At 62.0% G+C, this 19,045-nt stretch carries 13 protein-coding genes; 4 read left to right on the top strand and 9 right to left on the bottom strand.

The annotated features are described in order from the left end of the window. Positions 1–217: 217 nt before the first annotated feature. The 5 genes from AC07OJ_RS28565 to treP form a co-directional block, all read right to left on the bottom strand. Complete coding sequence (locus AC07OJ_RS28565; protein WP_495095672.1) at positions 218–496, bottom strand: PTS sugar transporter subunit IIB; 279 nt, start codon at positions 494–496, stop codon at positions 218–220. A 2-nt stretch (positions 497–498) separates the two neighbouring features. Then, positions 499–3,030: a phosphoenolpyruvate--protein phosphotransferase gene (gene ptsP, locus AC07OJ_RS28560; RefSeq protein WP_495095671.1), complete on the bottom strand. Its 2,532-nt coding sequence runs from the start codon at positions 3,028–3,030 to the stop codon at positions 499–501. A 165-nt stretch (positions 3,031–3,195) separates the two neighbouring features. Further along, positions 3,196–4,416: a maltoporin gene (locus tag AC07OJ_RS28555; RefSeq protein ID WP_495095670.1), complete on the bottom strand. Its 1,221-nt coding sequence runs from the start codon at positions 4,414–4,416 to the stop codon at positions 3,196–3,198. 155 nt (positions 4,417–4,571) lie between these two features. Beyond that, positions 4,572–6,218 (bottom strand): alpha,alpha-phosphotrehalase, encoded by a 1,647-nt coding sequence (treC, locus tag AC07OJ_RS28550; RefSeq protein ID WP_065908655.1) that lies wholly within the window; start codon positions 6,216–6,218, stop codon positions 4,572–4,574. A gap of 49 nt (positions 6,219–6,267) precedes the next feature. Then, positions 6,268–7,710, bottom strand: a complete 1,443-nt coding sequence (treP, locus tag AC07OJ_RS28545) for a PTS system trehalose-specific EIIBC component (protein WP_495095669.1) — start codon at positions 7,708–7,710, stop codon at positions 6,268–6,270. A gap of 254 nt (positions 7,711–7,964) precedes the next feature. Between treP and treR the strand changes: the two genes are divergently transcribed. Together treR and AC07OJ_RS28535 are read left to right on the top strand one after the other, a co-directional pair. Continuing rightward, complete coding sequence (treR, locus tag AC07OJ_RS28540) at positions 7,965–8,669, top strand: trehalose operon repressor (RefSeq protein WP_065908651.1); 705 nt, start codon at positions 7,965–7,967, stop codon at positions 8,667–8,669. Between the two features lie 65 nt (positions 8,670–8,734). After that, a complete protein-coding gene (locus tag AC07OJ_RS28535) occupies positions 8,735–11,791 on the top strand; it encodes a membrane-targeted effector domain-containing toxin (protein WP_495095668.1) in 3,057 nt (1,018 codons plus the stop codon). A 71-nt stretch (positions 11,792–11,862) separates the two neighbouring features. Here the strand turns inward: AC07OJ_RS28535 and guaA are convergent, their stop codons facing one another. The 4 genes from guaA to AC07OJ_RS28515 form a co-directional block, all read right to left on the bottom strand. Continuing rightward, positions 11,863–13,440: a glutamine-hydrolyzing GMP synthase gene (guaA, locus tag AC07OJ_RS28530; protein ID WP_065908647.1), complete on the bottom strand. Its 1,578-nt coding sequence runs from the start codon at positions 13,438–13,440 to the stop codon at positions 11,863–11,865. 82 nt (positions 13,441–13,522) lie between these two features. Beyond that, the gene (gene guaB, locus AC07OJ_RS28525; protein WP_010207937.1) at positions 13,523–14,992 is read right to left on the bottom strand and encodes an IMP dehydrogenase; all 1,470 of its coding nucleotides are present in this window, start codon (positions 14,990–14,992) and stop codon (positions 13,523–13,525) included. 220 nt (positions 14,993–15,212) lie between these two features. After that, positions 15,213–15,761 carry a hypothetical protein gene (locus AC07OJ_RS28520; RefSeq protein WP_025859262.1) on the bottom strand — a complete coding sequence of 183 codons (549 nt, stop codon included), beginning with the start codon at positions 15,759–15,761 and terminating at the stop codon, positions 15,213–15,215. Between the two features lie 136 nt (positions 15,762–15,897). Next, positions 15,898–16,665 carry a sulfite exporter TauE/SafE family protein gene (locus tag AC07OJ_RS28515; RefSeq protein ID WP_106802691.1) on the bottom strand — a complete coding sequence of 256 codons (768 nt, stop codon included), beginning with the start codon at positions 16,663–16,665 and terminating at the stop codon, positions 15,898–15,900. A gap of 98 nt (positions 16,666–16,763) precedes the next feature. On the opposite strand from AC07OJ_RS28515, the gene AC07OJ_RS28510 reads away from it, so the two are divergent. Both AC07OJ_RS28510 and xseA read left to right on the top strand, forming a co-directional pair. Further along, positions 16,764–17,654: a LysR family transcriptional regulator gene (locus tag AC07OJ_RS28510; RefSeq protein WP_495095667.1), complete on the top strand. Its 891-nt coding sequence runs from the start codon at positions 16,764–16,766 to the stop codon at positions 17,652–17,654. Positions 17,655–17,664: 10 nt separating this feature from the next. Continuing rightward, positions 17,665–19,044, top strand: coding sequence for an exodeoxyribonuclease VII large subunit (gene xseA, locus AC07OJ_RS28505; protein ID WP_495095666.1), 1,380 nt, complete (start codon positions 17,665–17,667; stop codon positions 19,042–19,044). The last annotated feature ends 1 nt before the right edge of the window (position 19,045 follow it).

Raw genomic sequence — 19,045 nt, 5'->3', positions numbered from 1 at the left:
CAGCTCCCACATTTTGCAATGTATTCCAAGGTTGGAACCGGGTTGATCAGACCGCTCAAATGCCGGTGCGGCGCCCCCGAATCACAAGCCCGAACAACGATCAAAACTGTGGGAGCGGGCTTGCCCGCGAAAGCGGTGTGCCAGTCACCGAAGGTAGTGGCTGACCCACCGCTATCGCAGGCAAGCCAGCTCCCACATTTTTGATCTGCGCCTGGCTTCAGAGGCCAGTGAGCAGATGCACGACGCCGCCGGTCAATACCATCACTGCCGGCACACCCGCCGCCTTCAACGCCGACTCATCCAACCGTCCCGTGTCCTGCAGTTGCACGCGCACCCGCGTCAGTGCCACACGCTGCTGCGACTTGAGGTTATCCGCGCCGCCCAGTGCACTCAGCACCTCGGCCGACAACCCACTTGGTACTGGCGCCACCACGGTTTCGGCGATCAGATCCGGGGTCAGGGCTTTCCAGAACGCCCGCTGCAATTTCTCGAACATGCTCAGTGCTCCACGACAGGTGAGGTTTCAACAGTGGCCGCGCGATACCGGCGCACAGCCTCGCGCACCTGGCTGGCTTCCTCCAGGCCCAGCACGTGGCGAGCGAGGGTCTGGCAGCCGTCCAGGTCCAGCTCACGCACACCGGCCTTGATGGTCGGGATCAGCGGCACGCTGACCGACAACTCATCCACGCCAAGCCCGATCAACACTGGCACCGCCAGTGCTTCAGACGCCAGCGCGCCACACACCCCGACCCACTTGCCATGGGCATGCGCCGCCGTGACGGTGGTCGCGATCAGGCGCAGCACCGCCGGGTGAAAGCTGTCGGCCTGGCTGGCCAGGCGTGGGTGATCGCGGTCCATGGCCAGGGTGTACTGGGTCAGGTCATTGGTGCCGATCGAGAAAAAATCCACGTGCGGCGCAAACACGTCCGCCATCAGCGCCGCCGACGGTACTTCGATCATGATGCCCAGCTTCGGCAACTCGCTGAGCCCCAGCGCCAGCGCTTCTTCTTCAAGAATGCGGCGTGCCGCCTGCAGCTCCGACAGCAGGCTGACCATCGGCAACATGATATGCAGGCGTGTCAGCCCGGCACTCGCGAGGATCGCGCGAAACTGCTCGCGCAACAGCTCCGGGCGCTCCAGGCACAGGCGAATCCCGCGCAGGCCGAGGAACGGGTTGGTCTCGCTGTCCATCGGCACGTACGCCAGCGGTTTGTCGCCGCCGACATCCAGGGTGCGCACCACCAGATTGCGCTGCGGGCCCAAGGCGCGGGCGATGGCGCTGTAGATCGCCGCCTGCTCATCCGGGCTGGGCGCGCGATTGCGATCCAGGTAGAGGAATTCCGAACGCAGCAGGCCGACGCCTTCGCCCCCCAGGGTCAGGGACTGCTCCACTTCCTGCAGAGAGGCGACGTTGGCAGTGACTTCAACATGATGGCCGTCGCGGGTGATCGCCGGCAACGAGGCCTGCGCCACTTCACGCTGGCGTCGCAGGACGTGCTGCTTGCGCGCCGTTTCCAGCTGTTCGATCTCGGCCAGGTTGGGGTCCAGGTGCAACTCGCCTTTGTCGGCATCCAGCAGGACCTGCTTGCCATTGGCCAGCGCCAGTACCTGCGCGGGCACCCCACAGATCGCCGGCAAGCCAAGGGCGCGGGCGAGGATTGCCACGTGGCTCGTCGCACCGCCACCGACGGTGACAAACCCCAGCACCTTGTGGGTATCGAGACTGGCGGTTTGCGACGGCGTCAGTTGCTCGGCGATCAGGATCGCGCGCTCAGGCAAGTCCCAGGCACTGTCCTGGATCCCGAGGATCAGTTTCAGCACACGCTGGCCCACATCCGCCAGGTCTGCCGCACGTTCGGCGAGCAACGCATTGCCCAGGCCCTGGAACAATTTGGCAGTGGCCACCGTGGCGCTGTTCCAGGCGAACGCAGCGCTCTTGCCCTCGTCCAGCAGGCGGTGGGCCTGCTCCAGCAAGGTCGGGTCTTCAAGCAGTTCCTGATGGGCAGCGAAGATCTGCGCCTGGGCGCTGCCGGCCGCCTTGGCTTGCAGGGTTTGCAAGGCGTCGGTTGCCGCCTGCAGGCCACGCGCCAACGCGGCGCGCTCGGCAGCTAGCGTACTGCCCTGCTCAGTGATGCTCAGTTCGGGCTCAGCCACTTGAACCACCTGGCCGAACGCCGAACCCGGTGACGCACACACGCCGCGCAAGACACTCGCCGACGACACTGGCGCAACCACCTCGGCCTCCTCAGCCGGCGCCGTCACGCACTCGCCACAGCCTTGGGCCAACAACTCGACCAAGGCCGTGATCGCCGCCTCGGCGTCCGCCCCCGCGGCACTGACCTGCAAGGTATCGCCCTGCACAGTCTGCAGCGCCATGATCGCGACCAGCGACTTGGCGTTGGCACTCTGGGTCTGCTTGTGCAGGTAAATGCTCGCGCTAAAACCTTTCGCCGCCTGGGCAAACACGGCTGCCGGGCGCGCATGCAAGCCGTTGGCATTGGGCAAGGTCAGCGGCTTGGAGAACAGCGCGTCGCCCTCTTCTTCCTCCGCACCTTCAGCCGCCTCGCCTGGGGACACCTGCAACAGCGGCTGCCCCACCGCCACCACGCCGTTGTCCGCCGCCAGCAGCGTAAACGGCTCGCCGCTGACCACCAGCATCAAGGTCAGCAGACTGCGGGCATTGAGCGCCACATAGTCGGCATCGAACTCGATCAGCACTTGCCCGGCCTCCACCCGCTGGCCTTCCACGACCCGCCGCGTGAAGCCCTGGCCCGCCAGGTTCACGGTGTCCAGGCCGATGTGCATGAGCACCTGGACGCCATTGTCGTCGGTGATGCTGACGGCATGACCACTGTCCTGGATATTGCTGATCACGCCCGCCAACGGTGCGCAGAGCGTCTGCGAGGTCGGGTCGATGCACAGGCCGTCGCCGATCAGACGGCTGGAGAACACCGGGTCGGGTACCCGGTCCAGGGCCAGCAGCACCCCGGACAGGGGCGCCAGCAGTTCCAAGGGTTGCGTTGTGGTCATGACTTCACCTGCTATTTTGTTCTGTAAAAATCATAGGGCGAACGACGGTCCAATGTGGGAGCTGGCTTACCTGCGATGCCGGCGACTCGGTTTCTCAGTAAGACCGAGGTGTTGCTATCGCAGGCAAGCCAGTTCCCACATAAAGCTCGCTCACTTGAATCCGAGCTATTTCCACCAATATTCGACTTGCACACCCACATTCGACCCATGCCGCGCCGTGCCATAGGCGCCGGTATCGGACAACGCCGAGCCCGCCGCCAGTTCATTCGCCGCACGCTTGGCCGCTTCGTTCCAGCTCGCATAGGTGTAATACAACCGCACTTCCGGCCGCGCCCAGAAATCCGGGCCGTTGGGCGACCAGGTCGGGGCGAAGGTAAATTTGCTCAGCTTGCGCGTGCCGCCGCTGGCCTCGACCTGATCATGGCCGAGTTCGGTGACCAGCTTGAACTGCTCGCTGATGGCATACGCCGGGCGCACGCCGACCGACATCCAGGTCTGGTCCTGGCTGCCTGGGCGAATGTCCTTCTGGTACACCGCCTCGATCTGCCCGCCAAAACGCGGGGTCACTTGCCAGTCGAAAAACTCGACGGCGCGATAACTTTTGCTGCTGTTATCCAGGAAGGTATTACCGGTGTAGCCCAGGCCGGTGCCGGGGCCTTCGCCGTACTGCAGGGCGAACTTGTTCTTGCCGCCGAGGAAAGGCTTCTGCACGTGTTGCGCGGTGATTGCCCAGCCGCTGTTGGTGTCGCGCCCACCGGCCTTTTCGATGTAGCTCAAGCCCAGCTCCAGCTCGCCGCCGGGGTTGGTCTTGAAACCCGCGACGTTGAAGTCGTGACGGGTGGCGTATTCCTTCTGGTACAGGTTGTCCTTGCGCGAAATGGCGTAGCTGTACTTCAGGTCGCCGATCAGCACGTCCTCGATGCCACCGCCCGTGGCGCTCTGGTTCCAGTAGTAGAAGTCGGAGATATGGATGTCATTACGTTTGTAGTAACGCCGACCGGCCCACACCGAACCGCCGTTGAGCGCGGGCAGGTTCGACCATTGCGCATACATCTGCGGCATGCGCGCCGAGCCGTTGTCCTCGCCCTGGAATTTAAGCGCGCGGTCGTACTTGTTGTACAGCGAGGCCATGGCGTCGACGCTGAGTACAGAGCCGTCGTCGAGGGTCAGCAGGTCCTGGCGCAATTCCAGCTCCGCATATTGCTCACATTCGTTGCCCAGGCGGTACTTGGATTGCGCCCCCGGCAACTGGAAACATTGCTGTTTGCCACTGCCCGTAGAAGTCCCCGCGCCGCTACGCAAGTAACCGGCAAATTCCAGCGCCTGAGCGCCCAGTGGAAGGGTCAGGCAGGATGCGACGAGGCCCAGTTTTATTGTTGTTTTCATGCAGCGCTCCTTTTATTTTTATTGTTTTCTTACTTTTTTTACCCGACACGATCCCTTGCAGGAGCCAGCTTGCTGGCGATAGCGGTCCGCCAAGCGATAGCGGTCTGGAGGGCGCTATCGCCGGCAAGCCGGCGCCTACAGGGAATGGTGGTGTTTCAGTCTTTCAGGTGCAGGACGAACGATTCATAGGGGCGCAGTGCGACCGTGCCGGTGCGCTGCGGACAATCGGGGTAGTTGCTGATCAGCAGGCGCTGTTCGCTGGCGGGGTTGATCACGTCGTCCGGCAGCTGGATTTCGCATGGCGTGCCATAGAAGTTGTTCAGCACCAGCAAACGCTCGCCCTGTCCCTCGCGCAGGTACGCCCAGACCTGCAAATGGTCCTGCAGCAGTTGGCGGTAAACGCCGGTCTGGATCAGCGGTTCGTGGCGACGCAAGTCGATCAGCGCGCGGTAGTGATGCAGCACCGAATCCGGGTCATCCAGTTGGCTCTGCGCATTGATCTGCGCTGCATTGGCCGGGATCCCGATCCACGGTTCGCCGCGACTGAAACCGGCATTCGCCTGGGTGTCCCACTGCATCGGCGTGCGGCTGTTGTCGCGGGACTTCTGCATGATCGCCGCCATGCTCGACGCCTCGGACTCACCGGCATCGCGCTTGAGACGGAAGATGTTCAGGGTCTCGACATCGCGGTATTGCTCGATCCGGTCGAACCCCGGATTGGTCATGCCCAGCTCTTCGCCCTGATACACGAACGGCGTGCCCTGCAGGAAGTGCAACGCGGTGCCGAGCATCTTCGCCGAGACCACGCGGTGCTCACCGTCGTCACCGAAACGCGAGACCACCCGCGGCTGGTCGTGGTTACACCAGAACAGCGCGTTCCAGCCGCCACCGGCCTGCATGCCGAGCTGCCAGTCGGACAGAATCTGCTTGAGTTGCAGGAAGTCGAAGTCCGCCCTCACCCACTTCTGCAGGTTCGGGTAATCGACTTTCAGATGATGAAAGTTAAACGTCATCGACAATTCTTTCGACGCCGGATTCGAGTAGCGGATGCAGTGTTCCAGGCTGGTGGATGACATCTCGCCGACGTTGATCAGGTCATGGCCTTCGAAGACTTCGCGGTGCATTTCCTGCAGGTATTCATGCACGTTCGGGCCGTCGGTGTAGAAACGGCGGCCGTCGCTGTGGTCTTCGGGAAAGTCCGCTGGCTTGGAGATCAGGTTGATCACGTCCAGGCGGAAGCCGCCCACGCCCTTGTCGCGCCAGAAGCGCATCAACTTGAACACCTCGGCGCGCACCTGGGGGTTGTCCCAGTTGAGGTCGGCCTGGGTGTGATCGAACAGGTGCAGGAAATACTGGCCGGTTTGCGCCTCGTATTCCCAGGCCGAGCCACCGAACTTGGATTCCCAGTTGTTCGGCTGGTCGCGCCAGATGTAGAAGTCGCGGTACGGGTTGTCGAGGCTGCTGCGCGCCTGCTGGAACCACGCATGCTCGATGGAGGTGTGATTGACCACAATGTCGAGCATCAGCTTGATGCCGCGCTTGGCCGCTTCGCTGATCAGCAATTCGCAATCGGCCATGGTCCCGTAGCTGGGGTCGATGGCGTAGTAGTCGCTGATGTCGTAGCCGTTGTCACGTTGCGGCGAGCGCAGGAACGGGGTGACCCACAGGTAATCCACGCCCAGCCATTTGAGGTAATCGAGCTTGTCCACGATGCCGAGCAGGTCACCGGTGGCGTTACCCGCGTGGCTGTGGAAGCTTTTGGGGTAGATCTGGTAGATCACCGAGTGTTGCCAGTCTTGCATGGTGGACTCCTTTGAAATGTGTGCGGGCCTTGCCGGCGATAGCGGTCGGTCAGGCGACGCGATAACCAGGCCGAACGATCTTCATGCTCAATGCACAGGTCAGAACAAACGGCACGACCATCGCCACCACCATCCCGATCACGAAGCTTGGGATGTACTGCGGAATGATCGAGATGAATCCGGGCAAGCCGCCGACACCGATGGCCGAGGCCTGCACCTTGTTCAGCGAGAGGAAAATACTGCCCAGTGCCGAGCCGAGCAGCGCGGCATAGAACGGAAATTTGAAGCGCAGGTTCACGCCGAACATCGCCGGCTCAGTGATGCCGAAGTACGCGGAAATCGCCGAGGTCGAGGCCATGCTTTTATCCCGCGCATTGCGGGTGGTGTAGAACACCGCGAGTGCGGCGCTGCCCTGGGCCAGGTTGGACATCACAATCATCGGCCAGATAAACGTGCCGCCCTGGGTGGAGATCAGCTGCAGGTCCACGGCGAGGAACATGTGGTGCATGCCGGTGATCACCAGCGGCGCATACAACAGGCCGAAAATCGCCCCGCCGACCATCGGCGCCAGGTCAAACAGGGTGACCACGCCTTCGGTGATCAGGATCCCGAGGTGACGCGTGACCGGGCCGATGATCGCCAGCGCCAGCAGACCGGTGACGACGATGGTGGTGATCGGCACGACCAGCAGTTGAATCGCGTTGGGCACGCGAGCGCGCAGCCACTTCTCGATCACGCTCATCACGTAGGCCGCCATCAGGATCGGCAGGATCTGCCCCTGGTAGCCGACTTTTTCGATCTTGAACCAGCCGAAAATATCGAAGTACGGCAGGCTCTGGCCGTCGAGCCCGGCGACCGCCTTGCCGTAGTTCCAGGCGTTGAGCAGGTCCGGGTGCACCAGCATCAGGCCAAGCACGATGCCGAGGATTTCGCTGCCACCAAAACGCTTGGCCGCCGACCAGCCGACCAGCGCCGGCAGGAACACGAACGAGGTGTTGGCCATCAGGTTGATCAGGCTCCACAGCCCATCCAGGTTCGGGTAGGCCTCGAGCAGCGTCTTGCCGTCGATGAACATGCCCTTGGCGCCCATCAGGTTATTCACCCCCATCAGCAGGCCGGCGATGATCAGCGCGGGCAGGATCGGCATGAACACATCGGAAAAGACCCGCACCAGACGCTGCATGGCGTTGGTCTTGTCGGCGCCCTTCTTCTTCACGTCGGCGATGGTGGCAGCGGCGAGGCCGGTCTGTTCGCGCAGGGCGGCGTAGACCTTTTCCACTTCACCGGGGCCGATCACGACCTGGAACAGGCCGCCGGTGAAGAACGAGCCCTTGACCAGGTCGACCTGGTTCAGCGCGCTGCTGTTGACCAGGCTCGGGTCCTTGAGCGCCAGGCGCAGGCGGGTCACGCAATGGGCAGCTTGTTCAAGGTTATCGCTGCCACCGAGGTTCTCGAGAATCTCGCGGGCAATCGTCGAATAGTCGTGGCTCATGCTTGGTTTCCACTTTGATTTTTTTATTTGGGGGCAGTCATTGGCAGCACGCCGAGGGCAAAAGTACTCGTCTGTACGAGTTAAAGCAACAACTCGTCTGTACGAGTTACAAAATGTTTATATCTTGTAGGCTGTCATATCGCTGGAGGCCGCAGATATCCAAGGGTCTGATGGACAAACCCCACCTCTGCCACTAAGGTTCCTGCCGTGAACGCACCGTTCACTTTCATCAAGTCGGGCACAGAGCCATCCCCATGAGCAAATACAACCAGATCTATACGGATCTGCTTGCCAGCATCACCACTGAACGTTTGCAACGCGGCACGCGCCTTCCCTCCGAAACCGAATTGATGGACGCCTACCAGGCCAGCCGTGGCACCGTGCGTCGGGCTATCGAGCAGTTGCAGGAGCGCGGGTTCGCGCAAAAAATCCACGGCAAGGGCACGTTTGTGCTGTCGCCCAACCCGATTGAATTCCAACTGGGCGGCATCGTCAGCTTCCACGAAACCCACGCCGACCTGGGCGACGACGTCCGCACCGAAGTCGTCGAATTCACCCAACTGCCCCTCGACGGCCCACTGTTGCAACACATCGAGGCCGAGCCGGGCACGCTGATCACGCGTATCAAGCGCGTGCGGCGCATCGGCGGCAAACGGGTGATCCTCGACATCAACCACTTCGTCGCCGACCTGATCCCAGGCCTCGACCGCTCGATTGCCGAGCAGTCGATCTACGCCTTCATCGAGCAGACCCTGCAACTGCAAATCAGCTACGCCCAACGCACCATCGAAGCCCTGCCGCGCGGCAAGGACGATCAGACGCACCTGGACCTCGAAGGCCAGAGCCATGTGATCGTGGTGAGCAACCAGACGTTTTTGCAGGATGGGCGGCAGTTCGAATACACCGAGTCGCGGCATACGTTGGATAAGTTTTATTTTTCGGATATTGCGCGACGTTAATTATCTACCTGCTGCCCTTCTGAAGGGCTGGGCATGCTCCGCTCTCCCCCTTCAAGGAGAGCACCATGCCACTTGCCGACACCTCCCCCGCCGCCCAGCACCAACTCCGGGCCCTGGCCCCCGTGGTGCTGGATGCCTGCCCGAACATGCAGACGATGGCCCGCGAGGCCGCGTGTGAAATTCTCGCCAGGCATGACCTGGCAACCCTGGATCCCGATCACCTGTACTGGCACCGCTTCAAGGGGGGCTACAGCGACCCGGCCACCTTCACCGGCTGGGGCCATAACGAGAAACCGCAAGAGTCGATGACCCTCACGCAGTTGGTCATTCACCGTTTCAATGTGCACGACCAGGACAACGCCGACCTGCTCGATGGCGACGGCGGTTTTTATCGCGAGGGTGCCGAGGCGCGGCTGTTCGACCACCACAACGAAGTGCGACTGTCGGCTCGCGCAGTGCTCAATGACTTCTGGGCAATCAACTTCTGCGACCGCTACACCACGCGCATGGAGACCTTCTGGCGCACACACTTCGAGCACTTCCGCACCCTGGCCAAGGTCAACTGCCTGGCCGAAGCCCTACAAGCCCGGCAGGCCGGACAGCTCAGCGCGTCACAGTTGCAGACCGTCATCAGCGCGTGCGCTGGCAACCTGTGCTGGCCGCCGACGCTGCCCAACCTGCAAACCGAAGCACCTTCGGCACACGGGCTGCGCGTGGCGGCGCTGGATATCGGTGGGCATATCGCCACGGACCTGCTGCGCATCATCGATGCCGACGGCCGGCAAATCCTTTATATCCCCGGCGAGACGCAGACCTTCCACTGTTTCGAGACACCGGCCGACCTGCATTTCTGGCTGCTGAACCAGACCAATCACCCGGATAAACGCGCACGCTTCATGGCCCATTTCCCCCTGTCGGCCCAGGTCCAGCAGGACGACACCGACGCCGTCACCTGGAAGCAAATGCTGCTCACGCCGGTGCTGATCTATCGCACCGGCCAGGCCCTGGCGGGCACCCTGCCGCCAGACTGGGTGGACAAGGGCCTGTACCACCAACTCGACCAGCTGTTTATCGACTGGGGCACCTGGGATCACCACCTGATCAATCAGATCGACCAGACGATTACGGGTGATGCATTCACGTGGCTGGCACACTCCAGCCAAGCGCGCATGCGCAACGATGCCGATTTCTCCCTGCGCAGTAATGGCGACCTGCGCAAGAAACTGTGGATCGGTTACCTGAATGCATTCGGCAAAACCTTCGGCCCGATGGCCGTGGCGGGCTGGCCAGTGGCGCTGGTGGTCGTGGGCGCCAGCATGGCCAATCTTGGCTTGAATCTCGACCAGGCAATCAACGGCAAAACCCCGGCCGAACGCCGCGCCGGAGAACTGGGCGCGATACTCAGCGCCATCGACACCTTATTCAACCTGAGCCTGCTGAAAGCCGACGGGGTCATGCCGGATATCATCGAAGTGGCCGACACTCGGGCAGTTGAACCGATTGCAGCGACCGAACCCGCAAAGCCTGCCCTCATACCTGGCGCCTATGAATCCGCGGTGCCCGCCACCTACCAGACCAATCTCATACTGGAAGGCGAAACCCTCAACACTGCCCCGGGAAAGTACCATCAGGTCTACACCCTCAGGTCCTCCAACGACATGGCACAGCACGCGATCCTGTTGAACGATGAGGCCTATTACGTGCGCTACCAGGCTGACCCCAATGGTCGTGGTTATTGGGCCGTCGTCGACCCGGACAACCCCCACGGTTTTTCCGGCTCGCTGCCAGTGCGGCTCAATCAACTTGATAAATGGGAACGGGTGCCCGTCAACGGCTTGAAAGGCGGCGGCGTCAATTCCAGCAAAGCCGCTCGGGTGCCGGCCCCCACGCCCATCACAGCGCCCCCGGAGCCGACGATTGCGCCCGCCAACCCACTGCGCAGGGTGACCACGCCATTCGACACCCCACCCTCCACCCGTGCCGAGGTCAAACGCTGGGCACTGGGCCTGCCTGAAACCCATATTCACAGCCGCTTCAGCCACATTGATCGCTTCACCCACTACTTCAGCACAACACACAACAAACTGCTGCAATCGGCGAAAGACTTCTACAACGAGCTGTCCTGGACCCCATTACCACCTCGTCCGGCTATGGCGGCTTTCGAACCCGCCGCCACCCTCGATGAAGTGCTTGAACGCCTGCCTGACGCCATACCGGGCTACGCCATCGGTGAAACCCTCGACCGTATTACCAGCACCCGCCTGGTGATCGAAAAGCTCGCGTTTTTTGCACGCAAAGGCGTGAAAACCCTGTACATGCGCCGCCTGCTCAACGACTTCGTCCAGGATGACTTGAACCAATATTGGCACACAGGGGAAATGTCCGAAGACCTCGACAACTACCTGAGCCAACTGGGCACCGACCCGGCCGGGCAATTCAATGAACGGGAACTGGTCAAGGCAGCCAGGGCCCACGGCATACGCGTGCAGGCCTTCGACTGCGCAGCGCACTACAAATACCCCAACCCTATCGCCGACCTTTCAGAACAAGCGATGAGCAACTACCTCGCCCACACCGTCATGCAAACCGACAGAGCCCTGAACGGCGGCGGTAAATGGCTGGTCCTCACCGACGCGAAAAACATCAACACCTTCAACGGCTTCGCCGGTATCAGCGAGCTGGAAGGGGGGATCGGGCTGCGTATAGAAGAGGTGATGCCGGGGCAGGGTCACGACGTGCGTATCGACCCCGGCATCGCCATTGATCGCGACAGCGCCCCCAGCCATGAAAGCGTCGGCGACAGCTTCGACACCCTGCATGCCGACCTGCGCGTACAAGTGGAAGCCCCGCGGGTGCACCGGACGCTGGAGCAAAACCAGCGACTGCTGTTTCGCAAGGGCATGTACGTGATCGACGAAAACCAGGGCAACTACACCTTGCTGCACCACAGCCGCGACAGGGGGATCGTCTCCACGCCCATCAATCGGCTGGTCGACGGCAGCTTCTACATCGAACGTCCCGCCTGGGTAGGCGTGCATGAGGTGCACTTCCCCACCCTGGAAAAACTCTCCAGCGCCCTTACCAATATGGGCATGAGCCTGCAAAGTCGGGTTCCTGCCTGATAGGCAATAAAAAACCTGGCCGAGGCCAGGTTTTTTACTCACTCAACGCAGGCCATTCAGGCCCGCCTTGCTTATTCCCACTCAATGGTCGCCGGCGGCTTGCTCGACACGTCGTAAGTCACGCGCGAAATACCTTCGATTTCATTGATGATACGGCCGCTGACGGTTTCCAGCAGTTCGTACGGCAGGTGTGCCCAACGGGCGGTCATGAAGTCGATGGTTTCCACCGCACGCAGGGCCACGACCCATGCGTAGCGACGGCCATCGCCGACAACGCCAACCGATTTGACCGGCTGGAACACCACGAAGGCCTGGCTGACCTTGTGGTACCAGTCAGCCTTGCGCAGTTCTTCGATGAAGATGTGGTCGGCGCGACGCAGCAGGTCGGCGTATTCCTTCTTCACTTCACCGAGGATCCGCACGCCCAGGCCCGGGCCCGGGAATGGGTGGCGGTAGACCATGTCGTACGGCAGGCCGAGTTCCAGGCCGAGACGGCGGACTTCGTCCTTGAACAGCTCGCGCAGCGGTTCTACCAGCTTGAGGTTCATTTCCTCAGGCAGGCCACCCACGTTGTGGTGGGACTTGATCACGTGGGCCTTGCCGCTCTTGGCGCCGGCCGACTCGATCACGTCAGGGTAGATGGTGCCCTGGGCGAGGAACTTGATGTTGTCCAGCTTGTTGGACTGGGCATCGAAGACGTCGATGAAGGTGCGACCGATGATCTTGCGCTTCTTCTCAGGGTCGGACTCGCCGGCCAGGTTGTCGAGGAACTGGTCCTCAGCGTTGGCGCGGATCACCTTGACGCCCATGTTCTCGGCGAACATGGCCATCACTTGCTCACCTTCGTGCAGGCGCAGCAGGCCGTTGTCGACGAACACGCACGTCAGTTGGTCGCCGATGGCTTTGTGCAGCAGCGCAGCAACCACGGAGGAGTCAACGCCGCCGGACAGGCCGAGCAACACGTTGTCGGTGCCGACCTGGGCGCGCACCTGGGCAATGGCGTCTTCAGCGATTTTCGACGGAGTCCACAGGGCTTCACACTCGCAGATGTCGAGGATGAAACGCGACAGGATGCGCCCGCCTTGCTTGGTGTGGGTCACTTCCGGGTGGAACTGCACGCCGTAGTAACGACGCTCGTCGCTGAACATGCCGGCGATCGGGCAGCTCGGGGTGCTGGCCAGGATGTGGAAGTCTTCCGGCATCTTGGTGACCTTGTCACCGTGGCTCATCCATACGTCGAGGCCGAACAGGCCGTCGGCGTCGATGTGGTCTTCGATGCCGTCCAGCAGGCGGCTCTTGCCGACCACGTCGACACGCGCGTAACCGAACTCACGCAGCTCGGAACCTTCGACCTTGCCGCCCAGTTGCTCGGCCATGGTCTGCATGCCGTAGCAGATACCGAAGACCGGCACGCCCAGGTCGAACACTGCCTGTGGGCAACGCGGGCTGTTGGCTTCGTGCACGGACTCGGGGCCGCCGGCGAGAATGACGCCTTTTGGAGCGAATTCGCGAATCGCTTCGTCATCCATGTCGAACGGATGCAGTTCGCAGTACACGCCGATTTCGCGCACGCGGCGGGCGATCAGCTGGGTGTACTGGGAACCGAAGTCGAGGATCAGGATGCGGTGGGCGTGAATGTCGAGGGCCATGAGATCAGTCTCGTCTAATGAATCAGAAACAACTCGGGGCTGAATAAGACAGCCCCGGTTACTTAACTATTTGCTGGAAGCCTCAACCTACGCGGTAGTTTGGCGCTTCCTTGGTGATCTGTACGTCGTGGACGTGGGACTCGGCCATGCCAGCACCGGTGATCCGCACGAACTCAGGCTTGGTGCGCATTTCTTCGATGTCGGCGCTGCCGGTGTAGCCCATCGAGGAACGCAGGCCGCCCATCAGTTGATGGATGATCGCGCTCAGGGTGCCCTTGTACGGAACACGGCCTTCGATGCCTTCCGGTACGAGCTTCTCGGCGCCTGCCGAAGAGTCCTGGAAGTAGCGGTCGGAGGAACCTTGCGCCTGGGACATGGCGCCCAGCGAACCCATGCCACGGTAAGCCTTGTACGAACGGCCCTGGAACAGTTCGATCTCGCCTGGCGCTTCTTCGGTACCGGCGAACATCGAGCCCATCATCACGCAGGAAGCACCGGCAACGATGGCCTTGGACAGGTCACCGGAGAAACGGATGCCGCCGTCGGCGATCAACGGTACGCCGGTGCCTTCAAGGGCCGCGGCGACGTTGGCGATGGCGCTGATTTGCGGCACGCCCACACCGGCGACGATACGCGTGGTGCAGATCGAGCCAGGGCCGATACCGACCTTGACGGCGTCGGCGCCGGCTTCGGCCAGGGCCTTGGCAGCAGCGCCGGTGGCGATGTTGCCGCCGATCACCTGTACTTCAGGGAAATTCTGCTTGACCCAGCGAACGCGGTCGATCACACCTTTGGAGTGACCGTGAGCCGTGTCGACCACCACCACGTCAACACCGGCAGCCACCAGGGCCGAAACACGGTCGCCGGTGTCTTTACCGGTACCGACTGCAGCACCCACGCGCAGACGACCTTGGTCATCCTTGCTGGCCAGCGGGTAGGCCTTGGCTTTTTCGATGTCGTTGACGGTCATCATGCCCTTGAGGGCGAATTTGTCGTCGACGATCAGCACGCGCTCGATGCGGTGCTTGTGCAGCAGTTCGCGCACATCGTTCTTGTCGGCGCCTTCCTTGACCGTGACCAGACGCTCTTTGGGCGTCATCACTTCGCGGACGGTAACTTCAAGACGGTTTTCGAAACGCACGTCACGGGAAGTGACGATGCCGACCAGGTCGCCATCGTGCAGCACCGGAACGCCGGAGATGTTGTGCAGGCGGGTCAGGTCGAACAGGTCACGCACGGTGGCGTCGGCTTCGATAGTGATGGGATCTTTCACCACACCGGCTTCGTAACGCTTGACCTTGCGCACTTCGGCAGCTTGCTGCTCGATAGTCATGTTCTTGTGGATGATGCCGATGCCGCCTTCCTGAGCCATGGCGATGGCCAGACGGGCTTCGGTGACGGTGTCCATGGCAGCGGAAACCAGGGGAATATTCAGCTCGATGCCACGGGTTAGGCGGGTCTTGAGACTGACTTCGTTAGGAAGCACCTCGGAATAACCGGGCACTAGGAGAATGTCGTCGAATGTCAGAGCTTCTTGGCTGATACGCAGCATCGCGGGGGCTCCCGAGCGGGAAAATGGAAGCGCGCCATTATATACATGCACCCTGTCAGGCTCAATGTAAAACTCTGACAAACTTGGTAATACTGATAGATGGAGAAAAACAGCCACTGCAGGAGCCGGCTTGCCGGCGATGAAGTCCCTGAGCCTTGCGCTCGACCCTCGGGCGCCATCGCCGGCAAGCCGGGCTCCTACAGCGTTGAACGGCGGTGGTTTAGAGCTCGACCTTGACCCAACTCATCTTCTGATCGAGCCAATCGGCAAATTCGTCGATAAAGCTCTGCTTGAACCCCGCCTCGGCCCAGTTGTTGAAGATGAATCCCAGGTTGGAAAACCCGCATTCCTGCAGGAAAAGAAACCCGTTGATGTCGTCCTCATGCCCACACAGCGGGCAGGTGAAGTTGTCGGTGTGGCCGGGCATCCAGTCTTCGAGGCTTTCGAACAGCGCCTCGCCGACTTCCTTGAGGCACTCCGGGCAGCCGGCTTCTTCGAGGAAACCCTTGGCCGGCGTGTAGATGCAGCGCTTGTAGATGATCTCCAGGCCGTTGATCGGCTCGTTGAATGGCAATGCCTCGGGGTGCAGCACCACGGCACGCGCGCCATCGGCCAGGGCGTAGCCCATGCGATTGCCGGTGCGCCCGCAGGTGGTCAGCTCTTCCTTGATGATGTTCTTGCGCACCAGCCAACGCACGATCGCCCGGGCGCGGGGTTCGTGGACGGGCAAGGTGGAGATTTTCGGGACAAGGATGCTTTGCGAGTTCATGAGAGTCCTGCGGTGTGGCTTCTGGCCTCATCGCGGGCAAGCCCGGCTCCCACAGTGATCGCTTACCTATGTGGGAGCCGGGCTTGCCCGCGATGGGGCCCTAGAGGCTGGCAGCTTAATCCCTGAAGAAATCAGGTCAAGTACTCAAATACCGCCCGATCAACGCAATCCCACTCGCCAGCACCAGCCATGTCACCAACCGCACGAACGCCTCGCGAGACATGCGCATCGTCAGCCTGCGCCCGCACCACAATCCCAGGGCCATCGCCGGCAACAGGCACAGCGCCAACATCAGCAACGGCAGATCCGCATAGACCCCGGCAATCAGGAACAGAGTCAAGCGCACCACCGTGCTGCAACTGATCAGCGCGCTTTGCGTGGCACGCGCCGCGTCCTTGGGCAAGCGGCTGTTGAGGTAGATGGCATATAAGAAGCCACCACTGCCGAACAACGCACCAAACAGCCCGCCGACCGTACCCATCGGGATCGACCAGCCCGCCGCCAGTTGGGTCGGCCGCGCCTTTACCGCCAGGCTGTAAATCGCGTAGGCGCTGATAAACAGCCCCATCAACAGCAGCAACAGATCCGAATGCAGGTTGAGCAAGAACACCACGCCCAGGGTGCAGCCAATCGCCATGCAGGGCAGCAATCGCAGCAACTCCGGCTTGTTCACATCCCGGCGCGACTGCAGCAGGTTGCCAAACGCCGCGACAAAATCCAGCAGCACCAGCAACGGGATGATCTTCGACAGCGGCATGAACACGATCAGGATCGGCCCCGCCACCAGCGCCGTGCCGAAGCCGGCGATGCCAAACACGATGTAGGCCACGACAATGCCCAGGCCGATCACCAGCCAATCCACACCGCCAAACGACCACTGACTCATCAGTTCAACCGGGCCCATGATGATTCCTTGTAAGAGATGGTCATCACTTTAGCCATTCGCGAGGGTTGCGACTAATATCTTCAAAGCCCTCCACCCATCTCGAAAAGGCATGACGCGTGATCTCTACCCGCCAACTGCGCTACTTCGTCGAAATCGCCGACAGTGGCAGTTTCAGCGCTGCCGCCGAGCGCCTGTTTGTCGCGCAATCGGCACTGAGCCGGCAGATCAAGGAGCTGGAGATCCAGCTGCAAACCCCGCTGTTCGAACGCACGGCGCGCCAGCCGCGCTTGACGGCCGCCGGTGAGGCCTTCTATCCGCGTGCACGCAACCTGCTGAGCGAGTTGCTCAAAGCCAGCGAAATGGCGACGCAGGTGGGCAACGGCCAACTCGGCACACTACGCCTGAGCCATTCGAGCACCGTGCCGATGAGCGGGCCTTTGCTTGAGGGCATCAGTACTTGGCTCGCGCGCTGCCCCGGCGTGTCGATGGACATCGTCAAACTGTCCTCCGAAGCGCAGCTGGAAGAAATCGCCGACGGTCGCCTGGAAGTGGGCCTGTTGCGCCTGCCCGTGCTGCGCCAGCGCGAAGGCGTGCGAGTAGTGCCTTTATACAGTGAACAACTGCTGCTGGCGGTACCGCCGAACCATCCCCTGGCGCGCAGTCAGGCGCCGGTCGAATTGGCCCAACTCAAGGATCAGGCGTTTATCTCGATCCCGCATCCGCAGCGCGGCGGATTGAGTTATCTGTCAGCCGAGCTGTGCATGCGCGCAGGATTTTTCCCCAAGGCCGCTCGGGTGATGTCGCGCAAGACCACCCAGCTGCACCTGATCCAGGCCGGTTTCGGTATTGCCTTGTTACCAAAATCCATGCAGGACATCGCGCCCGCCAACGTGCACTTTTTGCCCCTGGCCGACCCGGACTGCCTGAGCACCGTGGCCCTGGCCTGCCCGCAATCGCCGAGTGCGCTGGTGGAGCAGTTCTGTCAAACCCTGCACGAATGCCTATAAACTGCCGCCCATGATTAAAGATCCCTTTGCCCGTCTGGGCCTGGACCGCGAAGTCCTGACTGTCAGCCAGCTCAACGGCCGCGCGCGGGTGTTGCTGGAAGACGTGTTCACCAATATCTGGGTCGAGGGCGAGATCTCCAACCTCGCGCGCCCGGCCTCCGGCCATGTGTATTTCACCCTCAAGGACAGCGGCGCCCAAGTGCGTTGCGCGTTGTTTCGCAACAACGCTTCGCGGGTGCGCCAGGCGTTGAAGGACGGCCTGGCGGTCAAGGTGCGTGGCAAGGTCTCGCTGTTCGAGGGCCGCGGCGACTACCAGTTGATCCTCGACACCGTGGAGCCGGCCGGTGATGGCGCGCTGCGCCTGGCCTTTGATGCCTTGAAGGAAAAACTCAGCGCCGAAGGCCTGTTCAGTGCCGAACGCAAGGTGCCGCTGCCGGCGCACCCTCGACGCATTGGCATTATCAGTTCGCCGACGGGCGCGGTGATCCGCGACATCATCAGCGTGTTCCGCCGCCGCGCCCCGAACGTCGAACTGACATTGATCCCCACCGCCGTGCAGGGCCGCGAAGCTATACCTCAGATTGTGCGAGCGCTGAAACTTGCAGATGAGCGTGGCTTCGATGCGTTGATCCTGGCGCGTGGCGGCGGCTCGCTGGAAGACCTCTGGTGCTTCAACGAAGAGGCCGTGGCTCGCGCGGTGGATGCGTGCGTCACGCCGATCGTGAGTGCCGTCGGCCATGAAACGGATGTATCGATCAGTGACTTCGTCGCCGACGTGCGCGCGCCCACGCCCTCCGCCGCCGCCGAACTGCTCGCGCCCGACGCCAGCCACCTGGTGCGCCAGGTCGAAAACCTGCACCGCCGCCTGGTGATGCTGATGCGCAACCGCCTGCGCCACGACCGACTGCGCCTGGAAGGCATGGCCCGGCGCCTGCGCCATCCCGGTGAGCGCCTGCGCCAGCAGGCCCAGCGCCTGGATGACCTGGACATGCGCCTGCGCCGCGCCTTCGAACGCAGCCTCAACACCCGGCGCGAACGCCTGATCCGCCTGGAAACCCGCCTTGCCGGTCAGCATCCGGGCCGTCAACTGGCGCTGTTGCGCCAACGCCTGGACAGCCTCGCCGAACGCCTGCCCCGCGCCATGCGCGAGGGCCTCAAGGCGCGCCGCCTGCAACTGCAAAGCCAGGTGCAGACGCTGCAAGTGGTCAGCCCGCTGGCGACCCTGGGCCGTGGCTACAGCATTCTGCTCGACGAGCGTGGCCAGGCCATTCGCAATGCCGCACAGACCCACACCGGCCAGCGCCTCACCGCGCGTCTCGGTGAAGGCCAACTGCAAGTGCGGGTGGAAGACAACCACCTGACACCCGTCACCCTTTCGTTATTGGATTGAT

The organism is Pseudomonas sp. GW821-FHT09C08 (assembly GCF_059418125.1).
The sequence above is the reverse complement of the archived record's forward strand: the minus strand, read 5'-3'. Positions and strand labels throughout refer to the sequence as shown.